Raw genomic sequence first — 21,268 nt, forward strand, 5'->3', positions numbered from 1 at the left:
TCGGAGCAAGTCGCCCGTACACCAGGGGAGATGAGGAAATGGCAGCCGAAGGCCGGCTCAGCAGAGGATCCAGCCGGAGCTGACCGAGCCCCGGGACACCGTGCCCTTCACCCACACGCAGCGCTTCCCGGCGTGCACGGTCACCGGCCCGGCCCGGTGGGCGAACCGCCCCGCGTCCACGACCGGCCGGCTCCCGCGCGCCTGCACGCTGACGGACATCTGCCGCTTGGTGCCGGGCTTCCTGGGGACGGTGACGGCGCAGACGTGGCCGCCGCGTTCGTAGACGAGGACGGACCCCGTGGAGAACGGCAGCGTGCGCACCTTGCGGCCCGGGCACGCCGCGGCGGCCTGCGCCTCCTGCGGCACCGCGACGGCGAGCAGCCCGGCCGCGGTCAGCACGGCCGTGCCGAGCGCCAGCCGCCGTCGTGTTCCAGTCCCACCCTGCCCCACCGCGGTCCCCTCCGCCTCCGTCGTACGGCGATCACCGGCGTACGGGTGTACGGACGCGGGGCGCCTGTCGCATGGTTGCGCGAGTGCGCGAGTGTCAGTGGAGGGCGCCGACCGGCTCCTCCGGTCCGGCCGCGCCGACGAAGGTCCGCCACAGGCGCGCGTACTGTCCGTCGAGCGCCAGCAGCTCGTCGTGCGTGCCGTCCTCGGCGACCCGTCCGGCGTCCATGACGACGACGCGGTCCGCGCGGGCGGCCGTGGTGAGCCGGTGGGCGACGACGAGCGTCGTACGGCGGCCCGCTATGCGGTCGGTGGCCTGGTTGACCTGCGCCTCCGTGGCCAGGTCCAGCGCCGCGGTGGCCTCGTCGAGGAGCAGTACGTCGGGGTCGACCAGCTCGGCGCGGGCCAGCGCGATCAGCTGCCGCTGTCCGGCGGAGAGGTTGCGGCCGCGCTCGGCGACCTCGTGGAGGTAGCCGCCCTCCAGCGTGGCGATCATCTCGTGGGCGCCGACCGCCCGCGCCGCCGCCTCCACCTCGGCGTCGGTGGCGTCGGGGCGGCCGTAGGCGATGGCGTCCCGGACGGTGCCGGGGAAGAGGTACGCCTCCTGCGGGACGACTCCCAGCCGGTGCCGGTAGGAGGTGAGGTCGAGGGTGCGCAGGTCCTGTCCGTCGACGGTCACCCGTCCACCCGTCGGGTCGTAGAACCGGGCGACCAGCTTGACCAGGGTCGACTTGCCCGCGCCGGTCTCGCCGACGAAGGCGACGGTCTGCCCGGCGGGGATGCGCAGGCCGATACCGGTGAGGGCCGCTTCCGCCTCGTCGGCACCGCCGTACGTGAAGTGCACGTCCTCGAAGGCGATGTCGCCGCGCAGGGACGCGACGCCGAGGGGCTTGTCGGGGGCCTTCGTCGATGTCGGCTCCCGCAGCAGTTCCTGGATGCGGCCGAGGGAGACGGACGCCTGCTGGTAGCCGTCGAAGACCTGGGAGAGCTGCTGGACGGGCGCGAAGAACAGGTCGATGTAGAGCAGGTACGCCACCAGCGCGCCGGTCGTCAGCGTCGCGTCGTCGATCCGGGCGCCGCCGACGATGAGTACGGCGGCGACCGCGGCCGAGGACAGCAGCTGCACGAACGGGAAGTAGACCGAGATCAGCCACTGGCCCCGGATACGGGCCTGCCGGTAGCTGTCGCTGCGCTCGGCGAACCGCCGCCCGCCGTCGTGCTCGCGCCGGAAGGCCTGCACGATCCTGAGCCCGGCCACCGACTCCTGGAGGTCGGCGTTGACGAAGGAGACCCGTTCCCGGGCCAGTTCGTACGCCTTCACGCTGGCCCTGCGGAAGAAGTAGGTGGCGACGATCAGTGGCGGCAGGGTCGCGAAGACGACGAGCGCGAGTTCCACGTCGATCACCAGCAGGGCGACCAGGATGCCGAAGAAGGTGACGACCGAGACGAAGGCGGTGACGAGTCCGGTCTGCAGGAACGTCGACAGCGCGTCCACGTCCGTCGTCATCCGGGTCATGATCCGCCCGGTGAGTTCGCGCTCGTAGTAGTCGAGGCCGAGCCGCTGGAGCTGGGCGAAGATCTTCAGCCGGAGCGAGTAGAGGATCCGCTCCCCCGTCCGGCCGGTCATGCGGATCTCGCCGGTCTGCGCCGTCCACTGGGCGAGCACGGCGAGCAGCCCGAGCAGGGAGGCCGCCCAGACCGCGCCGAGGGCGGCCCGGGTGACGCCCTCGTCGATGCCGTGCCGGATCAGCACCGGCAGGAGCAGGCCCATGCCGGCGTCGACGGTGACCAGGGCGAGGCTGATCAGCAGCGGCGTCCGGAAGCCGCGCAGCAGGCGGCGCAGGCCGTAGGACTCCTCCGGCTCGACGGCCCGCGTCTCGTCGACGTCCGGGGTTCCGTCGGCCGGGGGCAGCGCGTCGACCTGGGCGAGGAGTTCCGGCGTGGCGGGGGTGCCGGCGAGGGCGGTGTCCTTCGGCGCGCGGTCGCCGGTCCACAGCCGTGGGGTGACTCCGCGCTCGGCGTCGAACTCGGCGTCCAGTTCCTCACGTACGGAGGTGTCCTCGGCGGGCGCCACGGGCCGGGCGTGTCCCGGTGACACCCCGCCCAGTTCGTCGGGGTCGGTGAGGAGGCGCCGGTAGAGGGCGGAGCGCTCCTGGAGTTCCTCGTGGGTGCCGAGGTCGGCGAGCCGGCCCTCGTCGAGGACGGCGATGCGGTCGGCGAGGCCGAGGGTGGAACGGCGGTGGGCGATGAGGAGCGTGGTGCGGCCCCGCATGACCTGCTTCAGCGCGTCGTGGATCTCGTGCTCGACGCGGGCGTCCACGGCGGACGTGGCGTCGTCGAGGACGAGCAGCCGGGGGTCGGTGAGGATCGCGCGGGCGAGCGCCACGCGCTGGCGCTGGCCGCCGGAGAGGGTCAGGCCGTGTTCGCCGACGGTGGTGCCGTAGCCGTCGGGCAGTTCGGTGATGAACCCGTGCGCCTGCGCGGCCCGGGCGGCGGTCTCGATCTCCTCGTCGGTGGCGTCCGGACGGCCGTACGCGATGTTGGCGCGCACGGTGTCGGAGAAGAGGAAGGAGTCCTCGGGCACGAGCCCGATGGCGGCCCGCAGCGAGTCCAGGGTCAGTTCGCGCACGTCGTGGCCGCCGATGAGGACGGCGCCGCGCGTCACGTCGTAGAAGCGCGGCAGGAGCAGCGAGACCGTGGACTTGCCGGAACCGGAGGAGCCGACGACGGCGAGGGTCTCGCCCGCACGGATCTCGAAGGAGAGACCGTCGAGGACGGGGCGGCTCTTTCCGGTGGCCGATTCGTAGCCGAAGGCGACGTCGTCGAACTCGACGGTGGCGGGCGCGTCTGCGGGCAGGTCCCGGGCACCGTCCTCGATCACGGGCTCGGTGTCGATCAGCTCCAGGACGCGTTCGGTGCCGGCGCGGGCCTGCTGGCCGACGGTGAGGACCATGGCGAGCATGCGGACCGGGCCGACGAGCTGGGCGAGGTAGGTGGAGAAGGCGACGAAGGTGCCGAGTGTGATGTTCCCGCCTACGGCCAGCCAGCCGCCGAGAGCGAGCATGGCGACCTGGCCGAGGGCGGGGACGGCCTGGAGCGCGGGGGTGTAGGTGGCGTTCAGCTTGATCGTCCGCAGCCGTCCGGCGAAGAGCCTGCGCCCGACCTCCCTGAGCTTGCCGGTCTCCTGCTCCTCCTGTCCGAAGCCCTTCACCACGCGTACGCCGCTCACCGAGCCGTCGACCACACCGGCGACGGCGGCGGCCTGGGCCTGGGCGTACCAGGTGGCGGGATGCAGGCGGGTGCGGCTGCGGCGGGCGATGAACCACAGCGCCGGGGCGACGGCGAGGGCGACGAGGGTGAGCGGCAGCGACAGCCACGCCATGATGACCAGGGAGATCAGGAAGAGCAGTACGTTCCCGATGGTCATCGGGAGCATGAACAGCAGGCTCTGGATCAGCTGGAGGTCACTGGTCGCCCGCCCGACGACCTGCCCCGTCGACAGCTCGTCCTGCCGCTGCCCGTCGAGCCGCGTGATCGTCCCGTACATGTCGGTGCGCAGGTCGTGCTGGACGTCGAGGGCGAGCCGGCCGCCGTAGTAGCGGCGGATGTAGGTGAGGACGTAGACGACGACCGCGGCGCCGATGAGGAGACCGGCCCAGAGGGCCATGTCCCTGGTCTTGTCGCCGATCACGTCGTCGATGATGACCTTGGTGATGAGCGGGACCAGGGCCATGACGGCCATGCCGCCCAGCGAGGCGCCGAGGGCGAGGACGACGTCCTTGGGGTAGCGCCAGGCGTAGCCCGCCAGTCGTCGTGCCCATCCCCGTTGCGCGTCCACGCCGTGCCCTCCGGTCGTTCGTCGGTCGTCCTGCTCACCTGATCTACCGGAAGGCACCAACGCGGGCGAGCGGGGATTTCATCCCGCGGCAACAATTCAGGTGCGCACGCGGAGCCGGAGGAAGCGGGTCGTCTGTGCGGCGTTCTGGTTGTCGTCGCTGACGATCAGCACGTCCAGGCGGCCTCTGCTCCGGCCGGTGACGGCCATCCCCTCGAAGTTGTCGAGGAGCGGATTCGGCTGCGGCTGCTTGGCGGTGGCGCCGAGGGAGGGGCAGTCGGCGAGGTCGGCGAGGAGCGTCTTGCCGAGCGTGGCACCGCGCCGGTCGGCTCGGTGATCGGCGACGTGATCGGCGCGGTGATCGGCGACGTGATCGGCGCGGTGATCGGCGAGGTGGAGGCGGACGGTGTTGCCGACGCCGGACGTGAAGCCGCGCTCCAGGACGAGGAGGCGCCCGTCCGGGGTCGCGGTGACCTCCGAGACACCGAGGCCGGGGTCGGTCCGGTAGGTGTACTGGGCGCCGAGCCGGAAGTCGCCGCGCCCCGTCCGCTGCCAGGTCTGGAAACGGACCAGGCCGGCCGGGTCACCGGCGAGCGGGTACTCCATGGAGGCGATCAGGGTCCGGCCACCGGAAAGAAGCGTGAGCCCCTCGAAGCTGCCGTTGGCCTGGGCACGGCCCGCGGGGGCGGTACGGAGGGCGTCCGGTACGGGGAGGCGGTCGAGGATCCGGCCGGTGCGGGAGTAGCGGCGGACGGACGGCTCGGTCTCGGAGGAGACGAGGTACGTGCCGTCGCGGGAGACGACCAGCCCTTCGGCGTCGAGGGGGGCGCCGTTCTCGTCGGCGAGCGGAAGCACGCCCTGCGGCTTCAGGGTGCGCGCGTCCAGCCGGAAAAGCGAGGAGCGGTCGGAGAGGGCGGCCAGGGAGCCGCGGCGGTCGCGGGCGAGGGCGGAGAGGTTGCCGACGTAGGTGTCGTCGTGGGTGGTCTTGTCGAGGGCGTCGGAGAAGCCGGTGAGGGAGACGGCGGGCGAGCAGTCGTTCCCCGGCGGCCTCTCCTGTGCGGCGGCCGGTCCGGCGGCGGTCAGGGAGCCGGCCGCCGCGAGGACTGCGGTGAGGGTGGCGAGGGCGTTACGGAGAGTTCTCGGGCGCATGGGCGACACCCTAGGGAGAGGGAATGGCCAGAAGTTGGCCGCTTTTCGAAGGGCGGGATGCGGCGGCACTCCGACGGCAAGTAATGAGACATGCCAGAGCCGAACGAGAGCGGACAGATGCTGGCGGGGCGGCTGTACGCGACGCTGCGCGTGCTGAAGTTCCTCGCGCAGCCCGACAGCCCCAAGCCGTCCACCTGGGACGAGGCAGAAGAGAAAGACCGTCCGCGTGACCGGATCGAAGCCCTGCGGCTGGACCTCTTCGAGGACCTGGTCACCGCTGTCCAGAAGGGCCGGAACGCGCAGGCGTTGAGCGAGGTTTTCTGCGCGATACCCGCCCTGGTGCCACCGAAGAAGGCCGCCCTCAACGACAACCTCGGGGAACGGGCTCTGGTCGACTTCAACGCCGGATACCGCGCTCAGCTCACCACGCTCAAGAAGGCTCTGCCCCAACTGCTCGATTGACGCGCGTGTTCACCGCAGTCGCATGCCCCGGCTCTCCGCGACGCGGTGCACGTCCGTCAGCACCTCGCACGTCCGGGTCAGAAGGAAGCGGAGCTCCTCGGGCGTCGTCCGCACGTCCGCGAGCAGGTCTGCGGCATGCTCCAGTAAGTCGTGGACCGGGCCCTGAACACGGGGAATGTGCGTCGGCAGCGATACCCGTCCGGGACTCGAAGGTCCCCCATGGTCCGGCGGTGGTGTTCTCGGTGGCCGGCTGGACGTCGTTCATCACGGCACTCAAGGGGCACACCCCTCCCCCTTCAAAAGCGTGAACTTTCCGAGCCAATTGTCCTCAAGTCGCTCATCTGAGTGCCCCAAGGACGAACGCCGCCAAAAGTTCACGCATTTTCAGACCATGAGCGCATGAGCCCGCCCCCCTGGCACGACCGTGACCCTCTCAGCACCGGACACGTGATCAGCACGACGTGCACACTCATGCGCACCGATGGCGTGAACGTGTCCCTCCCTTCCGTCGCCCGCGCTTGCGGCGTCTCTCGCAACTACCTCTACTCGAACTGGAAGACCGCCTCGGCGCTTCACCTGCGCGCGCTGAAGACCGAACTCGCGCACGCCTTCGACAGCGCGGATCGCACGCACCCCAGTGACGGCACCGTTCGGGGCATCGTCGAGCACCTCTCGCAGGTCGTACGCGTCGTCCGACGCCATCCGACGACAGCCGCCGTCGCCCGAACCTCCTCCAGGGCGCTCTCCCAGGCGCACACGGCGACCGACGGCCCTTTGGTACAGGTGGTGACGAGGTGTGTCAGCGATCTGCTCCACCCCCTCGCCCCGCACGGCGGAGTGTGGAGCGACCCCGCGCTGCATGCCATGCCCTGGAAGATCATGTGGATCGCCCGTCCTGCCGCCCTGTGCCCCGAGGCCGTCGGCGATCAGGAGTGGGAGGCCACCCTGGACGGGGCCTTCGCCGAGCTGCTGCGCGACCTGCTCGCCCCGTGGGCCACGCCTGAGTGATCCCGCCACGGGATTCACAGCTGACCCCAAGCCGGGGCACAGTCCGTGCCCATCGGCCGCGGACACGGTGGTGTGGTGACATCTGCCACCGCTCCACCGCACGCGGCCACCGAGCCGCCCGTACCGTCCCCGTCCCCCGGCGCACCGCGTTGGTCGCTGCCGGCCCTGCTGGCGATCCTCGCCCTGGCGGCGGTCCTGTACTCCTGGAACCTGTCCGGGGCCGGCCTGAACAGCTTCTACAGTGCCGCCGTGCTCAGCGGCACCGAGAGCTGGAAGGCGTGGTTCTTCGGCTCACTGGACGCGGGGAACTTCCTCACCGTCGACAAGCCGCCCCTCGCCCTGATGGTCATGGGCCTGTCGTGCCGCCTCCTCGGGTACGGCACCTGGCAGATGATGCTGCCGCTGATCGTGGCCGCGCTGGCGACGATCTGGGTCCTGCACGCCTCCGTGAAGCGGGTGTGGGGCCACGGCGCGGCGGCGGTCGCCGCTCTGGTGCTGGCGCTGACCCCGATCACGGTGGCCATCAACCGGGACAACAACCCCGACACACTGCTGGTGTTCCTGATGGTGGGCGGGGCGGCCCTCGGCCTGCGCGCGGTCCGGGGCGGACGGCTGCTGCCACTGCTGGGCGCGGCGGCGTGCTTCGGGCTCGCGTTCAACACGAAGATGCTCCAGGGCTACATCGCACTGCCCGCGGTCTTCGCCGTGTACGTGTACGTGACGGACCTCGGCTGGACTAAGCGCATCAGGAACCTGGTGCTCGCCGCTGTCGCCCTGGTCGTCTCCAGCTTCTGGTGGGCGGCGGCTGTGTCCCTGGTGCCCGCCTCCGAGCGGCCGTACATCGGCGGTTCGACGGACGGCACGGCCTGGGACCTGATCATGGGCTACAACGGGTTCGGCCGGATCTTCGGTGGCGACGGCAACATGGGCGGGGGAGGCGGAGGCGGCGGCTTCTCGGGTGCGGCGGGCATCGGCAGGATGTTCAACGACGTCCTCGGCGGCCAGATCTCCTGGCTGCTCCCCTTCGCCGGCATCGCGCTCGTCGGCGGCCTGGTGCTGTGCGGCAGGGCACCCCGCACCGACCTCACGCGCGCCGCGCTGCTGCTCTGGGGCGGCTGGACGGTCCTGCACTACCTGACCTTCGCCATGGCCGAGGGCACCATGCACCCGTACTACACGACCGCGCTCGCCCCGGGCATCGCGGCGCTGTGCGGGGGCGGCGGTGTCATGCTGCTGCGCGCCTTCCGGGCCGACGGGCGGTGGGTGTGGGTGCTGCCGCTCGCCCTCGGCGTCACCGGGGTCTGGGCGATCGTGCTGCTGCGCCGCGCCTCCGGCTGGAACACCTGGCTGTGGCCGTCGGTCGCGGTGGTCATGGCGCTGGCCGTCGCGGGGCTGCTGGTCTTCCGTTCGGGGCGCCGGGTGCGGCTGCTGGCGGTGTCCGTGGCCGCGGCGGTCGTCGCCGGGGTCGCGGGTCCGGCGGCGTACGCGTGGTCGGTGCCGTCCGGTTCGGGCGGCGGCATGGGCGGCACCAACCCGACCGCGGGCCCCTCGACGGGCGGCGGATTGGGCGGCGGCCCGGGCGGTGGCGGTGGCGGCCGGGGCGGGTTCCCCGGCGGCGGTGGCGGCGAGGGACCCGGCGGTCAGCCGGACGGTCAGCCGCAGGACGGCCAGGACGCCCCGGCCGGCGGCACCTTCCCGGGCGGCGGCGAGCAGCCCGACGGCAGTGGGAACGGCCAGGCTCCCGGCGCCGCCGGGGAGGCGGGCGGCACACCCCCGAACGGCACTCCCCCGGGCAGCGGAACGAACACGGACGACAGCACGGGTACGGGCACGGACGACAGCACGGGTACGGGCACCGACACGGACAGCGGCACGGGCACCGGCACCGGCACAAACGGCAGCGGCGGTACCGGCGCGGACGGCGGCACGGGCCCGGGCACCGGCAGCCGGCCGGACGGTGCCGGTGGCTCCGGCGTCGGCATGGGCGGCGGCATGGGCGGCGCGAGCAGTGAGCTGATCTCCTACCTGAAGAAGCACCAGGACGGCGCCAAGTGGTTGCTGGCGGTGTCGAGTTCGCAGAGCGCCGCACAACTCATCCTCAGCAGCGGCGAGCCCGTCATCTCCATGTGGGGCTGGTCCGGCAGCGACAACGCGATGACCCTCGCCCGGCTCAAGGAGCTGGTGAAGAAGGGCGAGTTGCACTACATCCAGGTCGGCGGTGGCATGGGCGGCGGTACGGGCGGCGGCTTTGGAGTCAGCTCCCAGGTGACCCAGTGGGTCCAGGAGCACGGCACGGCCGTCGAGGAGAGCGACTACTCCGCCACCTCCTCGTCCGGTTCCGCCGCTTCCTCCGCCGACGACTCCGCCTCGCAGGCGGAAAACACCTCGGCCGTCTACCGGTTGGACCCGTCGGACGTCACCTGAACCCCGGCACACCCGGCACACCCTGCACAGCGGCCCCCGACCATCACGGTCGGGGGCCGCCGTCACGCAATCGACACTCGCCGTACACCCCAGCTCCCACATGTCCATGTCACGCTCGTCGTACCGCTCCAATCAACCCGCGTAGATCGGACACCCCACATGCTCGCGATACGCACACGGCGCCGGAAAGCGGTGGCCCTCGCCACGGCCGCCGCACTCGCCGCCCTCGCCGTTCCCTCCCTGACGGCGTCCCCGGCCACGGCGACGACGGCCACGACCACCACGCCGACGACGACGGCCTCGGACTACGACTCGACGTACTACAAGAACGCGGTCGGCAAGACGGGCGACAGTCTCAAGTCCTCACTCCACACGATCATCAGCGACCAGACGAAGCTGTCGTACTCGGCGGTCTGGGACGCGTTGAAGACCACCGACCAGGACCCGGCCGACAGCGGCAACGTGATCCTGCTCTACTCGGGCCTCTCCCGCAGCAAGTCGCTGAACGGCGGCGACACCGGCGACTGGAACCGCGAGCACGTGTGGGCCAAGTCCCACGGCGACTTCGGCACCTCGACGGGGCCCGGCACGGACCTGCACCACCTGCGTCCCGAGGACGTCCGGGTCAACAGCATCCGGGGCAACAAGGACTTCGACAACGGCGGCAGCGGCTTCACCGACAGCGGCGGCAGCCTCACCGACTCCGACTCCTTCGAACCCCGCGACGCCGTCAAGGGCGACGTGGCCCGCATGATCTTCTACATGGCGGTCCGGTACGAGGGCGGCGACGGCTGGGCCGACCTGGAGGTCAACGGCAGCGTCGGCAACGGCAGCAGCCCGTACATCGGCAAGCTCCCGGTGCTGAAGGCGTGGAACGACGAGGACCCGCCGGACGCCTTCGAGGAGCGCCGCAACCAGGTCATCCACGACTCCTACCAGCACAACCGCAACCCGTTCGTCGACCACCCGGAGTGGGTCGAGGCGATCTGGTAAGCGGTCAGCCCAGGTGCGTCGGCGCGAACATCCGCAGGACGGCGGGGAGGACGACCACCGACGGGCCCGGTGAGGCCAGCGCCTTCGCCAGGTCCGCCTCCAGGGTCTTGGGAGAGGTGCGTACGCCCGGCACACCGAAGGACTCCGCCAGCGCCACGTAGTCGGGGCCGGGCAGCTCCGTCGCCGTCGGCTGCCCGAAGGCCTCCGTCATGTACTCGCGCAGGATGCCGTAGCCTCCGTCGTCGACGATCAGCCAGGTGACGTTCAGGTCGTACTGGCGGGCGGTGGCGAGTTCGGCGACGGAGTACAGGGCGCCGCCGTCGCCGGACACCGCCAGTACCGGGTGGGTGGGGTCGGCGGCCGCGGCTCCCAGCGCCGCCGGGAAGCCGTAGCCGAGGCCGCCCGCCCCCTGGGCCGAGTGCATCGTGTTGGGGGCCTTGGCGTCGAAGGCCGACCACGCCCAGTACGCGAGGACGGTCATGTCCCAGAAGGACGGGGCGCCGGCCGGCAGGGCCCCCCGGACGGCCGCCAGTACGTCCTGTTCCAGGGTGAGTTCCTGGGCGGCGATGCGTGCACGGACCCGGTCCAGCAGCGTGCGTACGCGCTCCGGGGCGGTGGGATCGGTGCGCTCCCCCACCGTCTCCAGCAGGGCCTGGAGGGCGAGGCGGGCGTCGGCGTGGATGCCGAGCGCCGGGTGGTTGGACTCCAGTTTGCCGAGGTCGGCCTCGATCTGGATCACCCGGCCGCGCGGCTTGAACGTGTGGTAGTTCGAGGAGAGTTCGCCGAGGCCCGAGCCGACCACCAGGAGTACGTCGGCGTCCTCCAGGAAGTCCGTCGTGTGACGGTCCTCCAGCCAGGACTGGAGCGAGAGGGGGTGCGTCCACGGGAACGCGCCCTTGCCGCCGAAGGTCGTGACGACGGGGGCCTGGAGCCGCTCCGCCAACTGCCGCAGCTTCTTCGACGCGTCCGCCCGTACGACTCCCCCGCCCGCGATGATCGCGGGACGTTCCGCGCGAGAGAGCAGGTCGGCCGCGACCGCCGTCAGTTCGGGGCGCGGCGGCAGCTCCTCGGGGAAGGTGTCGCCGCCCGTCACGACCGGGATCGGTGTCCTGGCCAGGAGGACGTCCTGCGGGATCTCCACCCACACCGGCCCGTGCGGCACGGTCAGCGCCGACGTCCACGCCTCCGCGATCGCGGACGGGATCTGGGACTGGGTACGGACCGTGTGGACGGACTTCACCACGCCCCGGAAGGACGCCGCCTGGTCGGGGAGTTCGTGCAGGTAGCCGTGGCGTCCGCCGCCCAGGCCCGCCGTCGGGACCTGGCTGCCGATCGCCAGGACGGGCGCGGAGGCCGCCCGCGCCTCCTGGAGGGCGGCCAGCGAGGTGAGCGCGCCCGGGCCGGCCGACAGCAGCAGCGGGGCCGCCTCACCGGTGATCCGGCCGTACGCGTCCGCCGCGAAACCGGCGTTGTTCTCCACCCGCAGGCCGATGTAGCGCAGGTCCGAGCGGCCCAGCGCGTCGAAGATGCCGAGGGCGTGCTGGCCGGGCAGGCCGAAGACGGTGGTCGCGCCGAGCCCGGCCAGGGTCTCCACGACCAGGTCTGCGCCGGTGCGGCCGGGGGGAGGGTTCAGCGCGGCCTCCGTCTGGGCGGCGGTCGGACGCAGTACCAGGTCGTGGTCGTGGGTCACTTGTTCTCGGTCTCCTGGTCCGTCGCGCGCGCCCGGGCGATCTGGCGGCTCATGATGGTGGTCAGTTCGTACGCGGTGTGGGACGCGGCCACCGACGTGATCTCCGCGTGGTCGTACGCGGGGGCCACCTCGACGACGTCGGCCGACACCAGGTTGCAGGATGCCAGGCCGCGCAGGATCTCCAGCAACTCGCGGGACGTCATGCCGCCGGCCTCGGGGGTGCCGGTGCCGGGGGCGTGCGCGGGGTCCAGGCAGTCGATGTCGATGGAGATGTAGAGAGGGCGGTCGCCGATGCGCCGGCGGAGCTGGTCGGCGACCTCGTCGGCGCCGCGGCGGTAGACGTCGGCGGAGGTGACGATGCCGAAGCCCATCTTCTCGTCGTCGGTGAGGTCCTGCTTGCCGTACAGGGGGCCGCGGGTGCCCACGTGGGAGAGGGCCGACGTGTCGAGGATGCCCTCCTCCACCGCGCGCCGGAACGGCGTGCCGTGCGTGTACTCGGCGCCGAAGTAGGTGTCCCAGGTGTCCAGGTGGGCGTCGAAGTGGAGCAGGGCGACCGGGCCGTGCTTCCTGGCGACCGAACGGAGCAGCGGCAGGGCGATGGTGTGGTCGCCGCCCAGGGTCATCAGGCGGGCGCCGGTGCCGAGGAGATCGTCGGCGGCGGCCTCGACGGTCTCGACCGCCTCGTTGATGTTGAAGGGGTTCACGGCGATGTCGCCGCCGTCGGCGACCTGGGCGAGGGCGAAGGGGGAGGCGTCCTGCGCCGGGTTGTAGGGGCGCAGCAGGCGGGACGCCTCGCGGATCGCGTTGCCGCCGAAGCGGGCGCCCGGCCGGTACGAGACTCCCGAGTCGAACGGCACGCCCACGACGGCGACGTCGGCGGTCCCGACCTCGTCCAGGCGGGGCAGCCGGGCGAAGGTCGCGGGACCGGCGTACCGGGGGACGCGGGAGGAGTCGACCGGGCCGCGGGGCGTCTCGTTGCTGCTCATGTACTGCCTTCCTTCTTACGCTTCGTCGCGTATGTACCACTGCTGTCCGACTCTACTGGTGAGCCGGGATTGCCGGTTCGGACAGGATTTCGGGACATCCGGTCATCCAGACATCCGGACTCCGCGCGCACCCGGGCCGCCGGCCGGATTCCGGTCCGCGTTCGGGTCGGCGCTCCGGTCCGCATTCCGGTCCGGAATGACACTAGGTGGCTGAAAAGCGGCTGCGAAGTGTACGTTTCATCCACTCGGGCCCGCTTCGACGGAGGAAACGTCCACCATGCAGGAACCGGTCGTTCCGCCCGCGCCTCCCACGCCGCCGGTGTCCCTCGCGGCCCTGCTGGCCCGCGACGACCTGGCCCTGCGGCAGCTCGCCGGGCCGCCGGCCGCGGACGTGACGATCCGCTGGGCGCACACCTCGGAGATGTCCGACCCCTTCCCGTACCTGCTGGGCGGCGAGCTGCTGCTGACGGCGGGCGTGCACATCCCGGAGGGGGCGGGCTCGGGGGCGTACTTCGACGACTACGTGTCCCGGATCGTGGCGGCGGGCGGTGCCGCGCTCGGTTTCGGGGTGGCTCCGGTGCACCACACGGTGCCGGGGGCGCTGGTCGCGGCCTGCGAGGCGTACGGGCTGCCGCTGGTGGAGGTGCCGCCGCGGACGACGTTCTCGGGCGTGGCCCGTGCGGTGTGGCAGCTGATGGCGCGGGCCCGGCTGGCCGAGCTCCGCCGGGTCTCCGAGGCCCAGCAGGGCCTGGCCGCCGCGGCCTCCCGTCCGGACCCGGTGCCGTCGGTACTGCGCCGGCTGGCCACCCGGCTCGACGGGCGGGCGGTGCTGTACGGGCCGGAGGGCGCCCAGATCGCGGCGGCGGGGCGGGAGCCCGGGGGCGAGGTGCGGCGGGCGCTGGCGGAGCTGGCCCGGTTCGTCACCGCTCACGCCACCACCACCGCCACGGACACCGTCGCCGGTACCCGTCTCGCCGCCTACGCCCTCGGCCCCGGGCAGGGCTTCGTCCTCGGGGTCGCCGCCCCGCACCGGGAATCCGGGGACCACACCATCGCGTCGGTCGCCGCCGTCCTGCTCTCCCTGCTCACCGGCGAACACCAGAGCGGTACGGGCGCGGCCCGCTCCTCCGCGCTCGTACGGCTGCTGCTGGGCGCCCGCCCCGAGGAGGTCGCGCCGCTGCTCGGCGGAGGGGACGGCGAGGACGCCTCCCACTGGCACGTCGTGCACGCCCACCACCGCACCGGCGCTGCCGACCCGGTCTCCGCCTCGGCGCTGGGCGCGGCCCTCGGCTCCCCCCTGGTCGACGCGGCCGGGGACGTCGTACGGGTACTGGTCCCGGCCGGACCGAAGGACGGCCGCCCGGCGAACTCGACCGCCCCGGACCGCCCCACCGGGCCGGACCGCCCCATTGGGCCGAAGGCTCCCGCCGGCCCCGGCCCCGGCCCCGCCGCCCAGCCCGGCTGGACCCTCGGCGTCAGTGCCCCCGCCGTCCCCGCCGACTGGCCGGCCGCCGACTCCCAGGCGGCCCGCGCGCTGGCCCGGGCCAGGGCCACCCGGGTGCCGCTGGTCCGGCACGGCGCGCGGCCCGCGCTCGCCGACCTCGTGCCGGACGGCGAGGCCGAGGCGCACGCGCGTGCGCTGCTCGCGCCGGTCGCTGCCGTCCCGGCGCTCACCGAGACGCTCCGCGCCTGGCTCTCCCTGCACGGCAGCTGGGACCGCACCGCCGTCGCCCTGTCCGTGCACCGCAACACCGTCCGGCAGCGCATCGCCCGCTGCGCGGCCCTGCTGGAGGCCGACCTCGACGACCCGGACGTACGGATGGAGTTGTGGTTCGCGCTGCGGAGGTGACCCGCGTCCCAGCGTGCGACATGCCGAAGACGCCGAACGGCGGCTGCCCCACAATGGAGCCATGCCGATACCCGGGACACCCAGCCGCGCCGAACTCGCCGAACACCTCGTCAGAACCCGTATCGCGGGCGACGTCGCCACGCCCCGCGAGAACAACCTCTCCCACTACCGGAAGCTGGCGAACGGAGACCGGGCCTTCTGGCTCGGCCTGGAGCTGGGCGACCGCTGGAGTGACGAGCAGGACGTGCTCGCGGTGATGGCGGAGCGGGTCGGCGTCAACGACGACCCCGAGTACCGGTACGGCCAGGACACCATCGACCCCGAACTGACCGTCGCCGCGCTGGAACGCATGGCCGGCCGGCTGCGCAAGGCGGCCGACGGCGGGCAGCGGGTGCTGTTCGCGACCGGCCACCCCGGCGGCCTCCTCGACGTGCACCGCGCCACGGCCGACGCGTTGCGCACCGCCGGATGCGAGATCGTCGTGATCCCGGAGGGGCTCACGACGGAGGAGGGATACGTCCAGCAGTTCGCGGACGTGGCGGTGCTGGAGCACGGCGCCTCGCTGTGGCACACCCATTCCGGTGAACCGATGAAGGCGATCCTCACCGGCCTGGAGCGTGCGGGCCGCCCGCTGCCCGACCTGGTCGTCGCCGACCACGGCTGGGCCGGTTACGCCGGTCAGCACGGCGTCGACTCCGTCGGTTACGCGGACTGCAACGACCCGGCGCTCTTCCTCGCCGAGTCCGAGGGCACCCTCCAGGTCGCCGTGCCGCTGGACGACCACGTGGTCAGCCCCCGCTACTACGACCCGATGACGGCGTACCTGCTGACGGAGGCGGGGCTGAAGTAGCCTCGCCGATCCCCTCCGCCCCGCCGGTCCCTCACGGCCAGGGGTTCAGTCCCTCCGAGCGGCGCTGCGCGAACCCGGGCGTCGGGTCCAGGTAGACCCGGCGCACCACCGGGAACTCCTCGCGCAGCCGCTGCTCGGCCCGCTCGCACGCCCACTCGATCTGCGCCGCCGTCGCCACGTCCCGGAAGTCGACCTTCGCGGCGACCAGCGCCTCCCGCGGGCCCTGCACGAGCGTGGTCAGTTCCAGTACGGCCTCGATGTGCTCGACGGCCACCAGTTCCGCCCTGATCCGGTCCCGCACGGTGCGGGGCAGCGGGCGGCCGATGAGGAACTCGGCGTTGGAACGGCCGAGCACCCAGGCGACGTACAGCAGCAGGGCGCCGATGCACAGGGAGGCCACGCCGTCCCAGACGCCGGAGCCGGTGAGCTGCCCGCCGAGCAGTCCGCCCGCGGCCAGCAGCAGGCCGACGAGGGCGGCGGAGTCCTCCATGACGACCGCCTTCACGGCGGTGTCGGGGGTGCGGCGCAGATAGCGGCCGAAGGGCACCTTGTACTGGCGGGCCTCGCCGTGCGCCTGTTTCAGGCCGGTGCGCAGGGAGTAGCCCTCCAGGAGGAAGGCGACGGCCAGGACGACGTACGCGATCAGCGGGTCGCCGGGTTCCCCGCCGTGGGTGAGGGAGTGGACGCCGTCGTAGAGGGCGAAGACCGCGCCGCCGACGAAGGTGGCGACGGCCGCGAGCAGCGCCCAGATGTAGCGCTCGGGGCCGTGCCCCAGGGGGTGGTCCTCGTCGGCGGGGCGGACGCTGCGTTTGAGGGAGGTCAGCAGCAGGACCTCGGTGACGGTGTCGGCGACCGAGTGCGCGGCCTCCGACAGCATCGCGCTGGAGCCGCTGATCACGCCGGCCACCGCCTTGGCGAGGGCGATGCCCAGATTGGCGAGGGCGGCGACGAGCACCGTGAAGGTGCTGTCGCCGCCGTTCGTCTCGTGCCGCTCGCGCGCAGGTTCCGCCATGCCCCTCAGTGTTCCCGAGGGACGCGGACGACGCCTTCCTGGATGACCGAGAGGGCGAGCCGCCCGTCCTGGGTGTAGATGCGGGCCTGGCCGAGACCGCGGCCGCCGGACGCGGACGGTGACTCCTGGTCGTACAGCAGCCACTCGTCGGCGCGGAAGGGCCGGTGGAACCACATCGCGTGGTCCAGCGAGGCTCCCACGACGTCGCCGACGGCCCAGCCGCCGCGGCCGTGCGCGAGCAGGACCGAGTCGAGGAGGGTCATGTCGGAGACATAGGTGGCGAGGACGACGTGCAGGAGGGGGTCGTCGGCGAGTTTGCCGTTGGTGCGGAACCACACCTGCGAGTGGGGGTCGCGCGGGGTGCCGTAGTCGCCGAAGGGCGGGTCGTCGACGTAGCGGAGGTCGACGGCGGCGCGGGCCTCCAGGAAGCGTTCGACGGTGTCGGCGGGCAGGTGCGGGTAGCCGCGCAGCCGCTGTTCGCCGGTGGGGAGGGCCGCCGGGTCCGGGGCGGGCGGCATCGGGGCCTGGTGGTCCAGGCCCTCCTCGTACGTCTGGAAGGACGCCGACAGGCCGAAGATCGGCTTGCCGTGCTGGACGGCGACCACGCGGCGGGTGGTGAAGGAACGGCCGTCACGCAGGCGGTCGACGTTGTAGACGATGGGAGCGTCGGGGTCGCCCGGGCGCAGGAAGTACGCGTGCAGGGAGTGCGCGTGCCGGTCGGCGGGGACCGTGCGCCCGGCGGCGACCAGCGCCTGGGCGGCCACCTGCCCGCCGAAGACCCGGGGGACGACGGCGGAGCGGGAGTGGCCGCGGTAGATGTCCTCCTCGATCCGCTCGAGGTCGAGCAGGTCGAGGAGGGACTGGAGTGCTTCGCTCATGTCCTGTGGTTTACAGGCCCATGTTCTTCGCGATGATCGACTTCATGATCTCGCTGGTGCCGCCGTAGATGCGGTTGACGCGGTTGTCCGCGTACAGGCGGGCGATCGGGTACTCGTTCATGTAGCCGTAGCCGCCGTGCAGCTGGAGGCAGCGGTCGATGACGCGGTGGGCGACCTCGGTGCAGAACAGCTTGGCGCTGGCGGCCTCGGCGGGGGTGAGCTCGCCGGCGTCCAGGGCCTCGGTCGCGCGGTCGGCGACGGCCTCGGCGGCGTCCACCTCGGCCTGGCAGGCGGCCAGCTCGAACTTGGTGTTCTGGAAGTGGGCGACCGGCTTGCCGAAGACGGTGCGCTCCTGCACGTACTGCGTGGCGAAGCGGACGGCGGCCTTGGCCTGCGCGTAGGCGCCGTAGGCGATGCCCCAGCGCTCGGAGGCCAGGTTGTGGCCGAGGTAGGAGAAGCCCTTGTTCTCCTCGCCGAGCAGGTCCTCGACGGGCACCTTGACGTCGACGAACGCCAGCTCGGCGGTGTCGGAGGTGCGCAGGCCCAGCTTGTCCAGCTTGCGGCCCACCGAGTAGCCCTCGGACTTGGTGTCCACGGCGAACAGGGATATGCCGTAGCGGCGGTCCTCGGCCGTGGGAGCGGCGGTGCGGGCGCAGACGATCACCTTGTCGGCGTGCACGCCGCCGGTGATGAAGGTCTTGGCGCCGTTGAGGACGTAGTGGGTGCCGTCCTCGGAGAGCTTCGCGGTGGACTTCATGCCCGCGAGGTCGGAACCGGTGCCCGGCTCCGTCATCGCGATGGCCCACATCTCCTCGCCGGTGACGAACTTCGGCAGGTAGCGCTTCTTCTGCTCGTCGGTGGCCAGCATGTTGATGTACGGCAGGGCGAGCAGCACGTGCACGCCGGAGCCGCCGAACTGGACGCCCGCGCGGGCGGTCTCCTCGTAGAGGACGGCCTCGAACTTGTGGCTGTCCATGCCCGCGCCGCCGAACTCCTCGGGCACGTTGATGCCGAAGATGCCCAGCTCACCGAGCTTGTAGTAGAAGTCGCGCGGCGCCTGGCCCGCGGCGAACCACTCGTCGTAGACAGGGACGACCTCGGCCTCGATGAAGGCGCGGAGGGTCTCCCGGAACGCCTCGTGGTCCTCGTTGAACACCGTACGGCGCACCGCGCCACCTCCAGGGTACGAATCTAAGCGCTTGCTCAGACTTCACCGTACCGGCGGGTAGGGAGGGGCGTCCAGAGCGGGACGTGGGTAACCCTCGTCACTCCCCCCGGCCCCTCCCGCTCCCCTCCCCCCTCACCGCGCCTGCCCGCCCCTCACTTCGCGCCCCTCACTCCGCGCCCACCGCCGCGAACGCCCCCCGCGCCATCCTGTGCAGCAGCGTCGCCGTCACCGCGCGTCCCGGCAGGGAGCCGGAGCGGCCCAGGTGCGGGGTGGAGTTCAGCAGGCCGAAGACCGAGTGCACGGCCGAGCGGGCACTCGGTTCCGACACCGCCGGATAGACCTCGCGCACCACCCCGACCCACAGCTCGACGTACTGCCGCTGCAACTGCCGCACCAGCTTGCGGTCGGCGTCCCGGAGGCGGTCCAGCTCACGGTCGTGCAGGGTGATGAGCGGGCGGTCGTCGAGCGCGAAGTCGATGTGCCCCTCGATGAACGAGTCGAGGACCGCCTCGGGGCCGGTCACCCCGTCCGCCTCCGCCAGCCGCCGCTTCGCCCCGGTCAGCAGCGAGTCGCTGATCCCGACCAGCAGCTCGGCGAGCATCGCGTCCTTGCCGGCGAAGTGCCGGTAGAGGCCGGGTCCGCTGATGCCGACCGCGGCACCTATCTCGTCGACGCCGACACCGTGGAAGCCGCGCTCGGCGAAGAGCCGGGCGGCCTCCTTGAGGATCTGCTCGCGGCGGGTGGGGGCGTCGGTTCTCGTGGCCATGGAGTCAATTCTAGACAGGGAGGTTAGCGGTCGTTAACCTGAAGGAAATGCGTTAACGCTCATTAACCGATCGACCGATCGACCATCGGGTGAGGGGACCGCAGGATGCACGAGGCACCGGAGCTGACGACGGCGGCAGATCCCGCCTCCGAGGCCTTTCGGGCCAACGAGGAGGCGCACCGCCTCCTCGTGGAGGAGCTGCGGGCCAAGCTCGCGGCGGCCCGGCTCGGCGGCGGTGAGCGGGCGCGGGCCCGGCACACCGCGCGCGGCAAGCTGCTGCCGCGCGACCGCGTGGACACGCTGCTCGATCCGGGCTCGCCGTTCCTGGAGCTGGCGCCGCTCGCGGCCGACGGGCTCTACGACGGACAGGCCCCGTCCGCCGGCGTCATCGCCGGGATCGGCCGGGTCAGCGGCCGGGAGTGCGTGATCGTCGCCAACGACGCCACCGTCAAGGGCGGCACGTACTACCCGATGACCGTGAAGAAGCACCTGCGGGCGCAGGAGGTGGCGCTGGAGAACCGGCTGCCGTGCCTGTACCTCGTGGACTCCGGCGGTGCCTTCCTGCCGATGCAGGACGAGGTCTTCCCCGACCGCGAGCACTTCGGGCGGATCTTCTACAACCAGGCCCGGATGTCCGGCGCCGGCATCCCGCAGATCGCCGCCGTCCTCGGCTCCTGCACGGCGGGCGGGGCGTACGTCCCGGCGATGAGCGACGAGGCGGTGATCGTCCGCGGTCAGGGCACGATCTTCCTGGGCGGCCCGCCGCTGGTGAAGGCGGCCACCGGCGAGGTGGTCACCGCGGAGGAGCTGGGCGGCGGCGAGGTCCACTCGCGGGTGTCCGGCGTGACCGACCACCTGGCCGAGGACGACGCGCACGCGCTGCGGATCGTGCGGCAGATCGTCTCCACGCTGCCCGAGCGCGGCCCGCTCCCCTGGGCCGTGGAGCCCGCCGTGGAGCCCAAGGCCGACCCGCAGGGCATGTCCGGGGTGGTCCCGGTCGACTCCCGCACCCCCTACGACGTCCGCGAGGTCATCGCGCGGGTGGTGGACGGCTCCCGGTTCGCCGAGTTCAAGTCCGAGTACGGGCAGACGCTGGTCACCGGCTTCGCCCGCATCCACGGCCACCCGGTGGGGATCGTCGCCAACAACGGCATCCTGTTCTCCGAGTCGGCCCAGAAGGGCGCCCACTTCGTCGAGCTGTGCGACCAGCGCGGCATCCCGCTGGTGTTCCTCCAGAACATCTCCGGATTCATGGTCGGCAAGGACTACGAGGCCGGGGGCATCGCCAAGCACGGCGCCAAGATGGTGACAGCGGTGGCGTGCACGCGCGTGCCGAAGCTGACGGTGGTGGTCGGCGGGTCGTACGGCGCGGGGAACTACTCGATGTGCGGGCGGGCGTATTCGCCGCGCTTCCTGTGGATGTGGCCGGGCGCCAAGATCTCGGTGATGGGCGGCGAGCAGGCCGCGTCCGTGCTGGCCACCGTCAAGCGGGACCAGCTGGAGGCGCGCGGGGAGGACTGGCCGGCCGAGGAGGAGGAGACCTTCAAGGCGCCGATCCGTGCACAGTACGAGCACCAGGGGAACGCCTACTACGCGACCGCCCGCCTGTGGGACGACGGGGTGATCGAGCCCGCCGACACCCGGCAGGTGCTGGGTCTGGCCCTGACCGCGTGTGCCAACGCGCCGCTGGGCGAGCCCCGGTTCGGCGTCTTCCGGATGTGAGGAGGGGACTGCGATGGGAAGCGCGATGG

The 21,268-nt window shown here is 72.2% G+C and carries 17 protein-coding genes; 8 read left to right on the forward strand and 9 right to left on the reverse strand.

Features of this window, described 5'->3' with window-relative positions:
* Nucleotides 1-57 precede the first annotated feature (57 nt).
* The 3 genes from ACH4F2_RS01825 to ACH4F2_RS01835 all read right to left on the reverse strand — a co-directional run bounded on the left by ACH4F2_RS01825 (nucleotide 58) and on the right by ACH4F2_RS01835 (nucleotide 5,431).
* Entirely contained in the window at nucleotides 58-450 is a 393-nt protein-coding gene (locus ACH4F2_RS01825) for a hypothetical protein (protein WP_398130704.1), read from the reverse strand.
* Between the two features lie 94 nt (nucleotides 451-544).
* The gene (locus ACH4F2_RS01830; protein ID WP_398130705.1) at nucleotides 545-4,285 is read right to left on the reverse strand and encodes an ABC transporter ATP-binding protein; all 3,741 of its coding nucleotides are present in this window, start codon (nucleotides 4,283-4,285) and stop codon (nucleotides 545-547) included.
* 96 nt (nucleotides 4,286-4,381) lie between these two features.
* Nucleotides 4,382-5,431: an esterase-like activity of phytase family protein gene (locus ACH4F2_RS01835; RefSeq protein WP_398130706.1), complete on the reverse strand. Its 1,050-nt coding sequence runs from the start codon at nucleotides 5,429-5,431 to the stop codon at nucleotides 4,382-4,384.
* 90 nt (nucleotides 5,432-5,521) lie between these two features.
* Here ACH4F2_RS01835 and ACH4F2_RS01840 point away from each other — a divergent pair, with 90 nt between their 5' ends.
* The 5 genes from ACH4F2_RS01840 to ACH4F2_RS01860 all read left to right on the forward strand — a co-directional run bounded on the left by ACH4F2_RS01840 (nucleotide 5,522) and on the right by ACH4F2_RS01860 (nucleotide 10,318).
* Nucleotides 5,522-5,893, forward strand: coding sequence for a hypothetical protein (locus tag ACH4F2_RS01840; RefSeq protein WP_398130707.1), 372 nt, complete (start codon nucleotides 5,522-5,524; stop codon nucleotides 5,891-5,893).
* Between the two features lie 5 nt (nucleotides 5,894-5,898).
* A complete protein-coding gene (locus ACH4F2_RS01845; RefSeq protein ID WP_398130708.1) occupies nucleotides 5,899-6,201 on the forward strand; it encodes a DUF397 domain-containing protein in 303 nt (100 codons plus the stop codon).
* 91 nt (nucleotides 6,202-6,292) lie between these two features.
* Nucleotides 6,293-6,901 carry a hypothetical protein gene (locus ACH4F2_RS01850; protein ID WP_398130709.1) on the forward strand — a complete coding sequence of 203 codons (609 nt, stop codon included), beginning with the start codon at nucleotides 6,293-6,295 and terminating at the stop codon, nucleotides 6,899-6,901.
* Between the two features lie 75 nt (nucleotides 6,902-6,976).
* A complete protein-coding gene (locus tag ACH4F2_RS01855) occupies nucleotides 6,977-9,325 on the forward strand; it encodes an ArnT family glycosyltransferase (protein WP_398130710.1) in 2,349 nt (782 codons plus the stop codon).
* Between the two features lie 159 nt (nucleotides 9,326-9,484).
* Nucleotides 9,485-10,318, forward strand: coding sequence for an endonuclease I family protein (locus ACH4F2_RS01860; protein WP_398130711.1), 834 nt, complete (start codon nucleotides 9,485-9,487; stop codon nucleotides 10,316-10,318).
* Nucleotides 10,319-10,322: 4 nt separating this feature from the next.
* Here ACH4F2_RS01860 and ACH4F2_RS01865 read toward each other — a convergent pair whose 3' ends face one another.
* Both ACH4F2_RS01865 and speB read right to left on the reverse strand, forming a co-directional pair.
* The gene (locus ACH4F2_RS01865) at nucleotides 10,323-12,008 is read right to left on the reverse strand and encodes a thiamine pyrophosphate-binding protein (RefSeq protein WP_398130712.1); all 1,686 of its coding nucleotides are present in this window, start codon (nucleotides 12,006-12,008) and stop codon (nucleotides 10,323-10,325) included.
* A complete protein-coding gene (gene speB / locus ACH4F2_RS01870; protein ID WP_398130713.1) occupies nucleotides 12,005-12,994 on the reverse strand; it encodes an agmatinase in 990 nt (329 codons plus the stop codon). Before speB ends, ACH4F2_RS01865 begins: the two co-directional genes overlap by 4 nt.
* A gap of 277 nt (nucleotides 12,995-13,271) precedes the next feature.
* Between speB and ACH4F2_RS01875 the strand changes: the two genes are divergently transcribed.
* Both ACH4F2_RS01875 and ACH4F2_RS01880 read left to right on the forward strand, forming a co-directional pair.
* On the forward strand, nucleotides 13,272-14,843 hold the full coding sequence (locus ACH4F2_RS01875; protein ID WP_398130714.1) for a PucR family transcriptional regulator ligand-binding domain-containing protein: 1,572 nt from the start codon (nucleotides 13,272-13,274) through the stop codon (nucleotides 14,841-14,843).
* Nucleotides 14,844-14,904: 61 nt separating this feature from the next.
* The gene (locus tag ACH4F2_RS01880; protein ID WP_398130715.1) at nucleotides 14,905-15,693 is read left to right on the forward strand and encodes a phosphatase; all 789 of its coding nucleotides are present in this window, start codon (nucleotides 14,905-14,907) and stop codon (nucleotides 15,691-15,693) included.
* 31 nt (nucleotides 15,694-15,724) lie between these two features.
* On the opposite strand, the gene ACH4F2_RS01885 is transcribed toward ACH4F2_RS01880, so the two are convergent.
* The 4 genes from ACH4F2_RS01885 to ACH4F2_RS01900 all read right to left on the reverse strand — a co-directional run bounded on the left by ACH4F2_RS01885 (nucleotide 15,725) and on the right by ACH4F2_RS01900 (nucleotide 19,517).
* Complete coding sequence (locus tag ACH4F2_RS01885) at nucleotides 15,725-16,705, reverse strand: cation diffusion facilitator family transporter (RefSeq protein WP_398130716.1); 981 nt, start codon at nucleotides 16,703-16,705, stop codon at nucleotides 15,725-15,727.
* Between the two features lie 5 nt (nucleotides 16,706-16,710).
* Nucleotides 16,711-17,583, reverse strand: coding sequence for an acyl-CoA thioesterase (locus ACH4F2_RS01890; RefSeq protein WP_398130717.1), 873 nt, complete (start codon nucleotides 17,581-17,583; stop codon nucleotides 16,711-16,713).
* Nucleotides 17,584-17,593: 10 nt separating this feature from the next.
* A complete protein-coding gene (locus tag ACH4F2_RS01895) occupies nucleotides 17,594-18,751 on the reverse strand; it encodes an acyl-CoA dehydrogenase family protein (RefSeq protein WP_398130718.1) in 1,158 nt (385 codons plus the stop codon).
* 166 nt (nucleotides 18,752-18,917) lie between these two features.
* Nucleotides 18,918-19,517, reverse strand: coding sequence for a TetR/AcrR family transcriptional regulator (locus ACH4F2_RS01900; protein ID WP_398130719.1), 600 nt, complete (start codon nucleotides 19,515-19,517; stop codon nucleotides 18,918-18,920).
* A gap of 105 nt (nucleotides 19,518-19,622) precedes the next feature.
* On the opposite strand from ACH4F2_RS01900, the gene ACH4F2_RS01905 reads away from it, so the two are divergent.
* Nucleotides 19,623-21,239 (forward strand): carboxyl transferase domain-containing protein, encoded by a 1,617-nt coding sequence (locus ACH4F2_RS01905; protein ID WP_398130720.1) that lies wholly within the window; start codon nucleotides 19,623-19,625, stop codon nucleotides 21,237-21,239.
* The last annotated feature ends 29 nt before the right edge of the window (nucleotides 21,240-21,268 follow it).

This window comes from Streptomyces sp. NPDC017890 (assembly GCF_044328675.1).
Classification (GTDB): domain Bacteria; phylum Actinomycetota; class Actinomycetes; order Streptomycetales; family Streptomycetaceae; genus Streptomyces.

Excerpts from the sequence above, each read along its gene's own strand:
- ACH4F2_RS01835 (WP_398130706.1), bottom strand. The coding sequence starts at position 5,431 with ATGCGCCCGAGAACTCTCCGTAACGCCCTCGCCACCCTCACCGCAGTC.
- ACH4F2_RS01840 (WP_398130707.1), top strand. The coding sequence starts at position 5,522 with ATGCCAGAGCCGAACGAGAGCGGACAGATGCTGGCGGGGCGGCTGTAC.
- ACH4F2_RS01850 (WP_398130709.1), top strand. The coding sequence starts at position 6,293 with ATGAGCCCGCCCCCCTGGCACGACCGTGACCCTCTCAGCACCGGACAC.
- ACH4F2_RS01860 (WP_398130711.1), top strand. The coding sequence starts at position 9,485 with ATGCTCGCGATACGCACACGGCGCCGGAAAGCGGTGGCCCTCGCCACG.
- speB (WP_398130713.1), bottom strand. The coding sequence starts at position 12,994 with ATGAGCAGCAACGAGACGCCCCGCGGCCCGGTCGACTCCTCCCGCGTC.
- ACH4F2_RS01875 (WP_398130714.1), top strand. The coding sequence starts at position 13,272 with ATGCAGGAACCGGTCGTTCCGCCCGCGCCTCCCACGCCGCCGGTGTCC.
- ACH4F2_RS01880 (WP_398130715.1), top strand. The coding sequence starts at position 14,905 with ATGCCGATACCCGGGACACCCAGCCGCGCCGAACTCGCCGAACACCTC.
- ACH4F2_RS01885 (WP_398130716.1), bottom strand. The coding sequence starts at position 16,705 with ATGGCGGAACCTGCGCGCGAGCGGCACGAGACGAACGGCGGCGACAGC.
- ACH4F2_RS01890 (WP_398130717.1), bottom strand. The coding sequence starts at position 17,583 with ATGAGCGAAGCACTCCAGTCCCTCCTCGACCTGCTCGACCTCGAGCGG.
- ACH4F2_RS01900 (WP_398130719.1), bottom strand. The coding sequence starts at position 19,517 with ATGGCCACGAGAACCGACGCCCCCACCCGCCGCGAGCAGATCCTCAAG.
- ACH4F2_RS01905 (WP_398130720.1), top strand. The coding sequence starts at position 19,623 with ATGCACGAGGCACCGGAGCTGACGACGGCGGCAGATCCCGCCTCCGAG.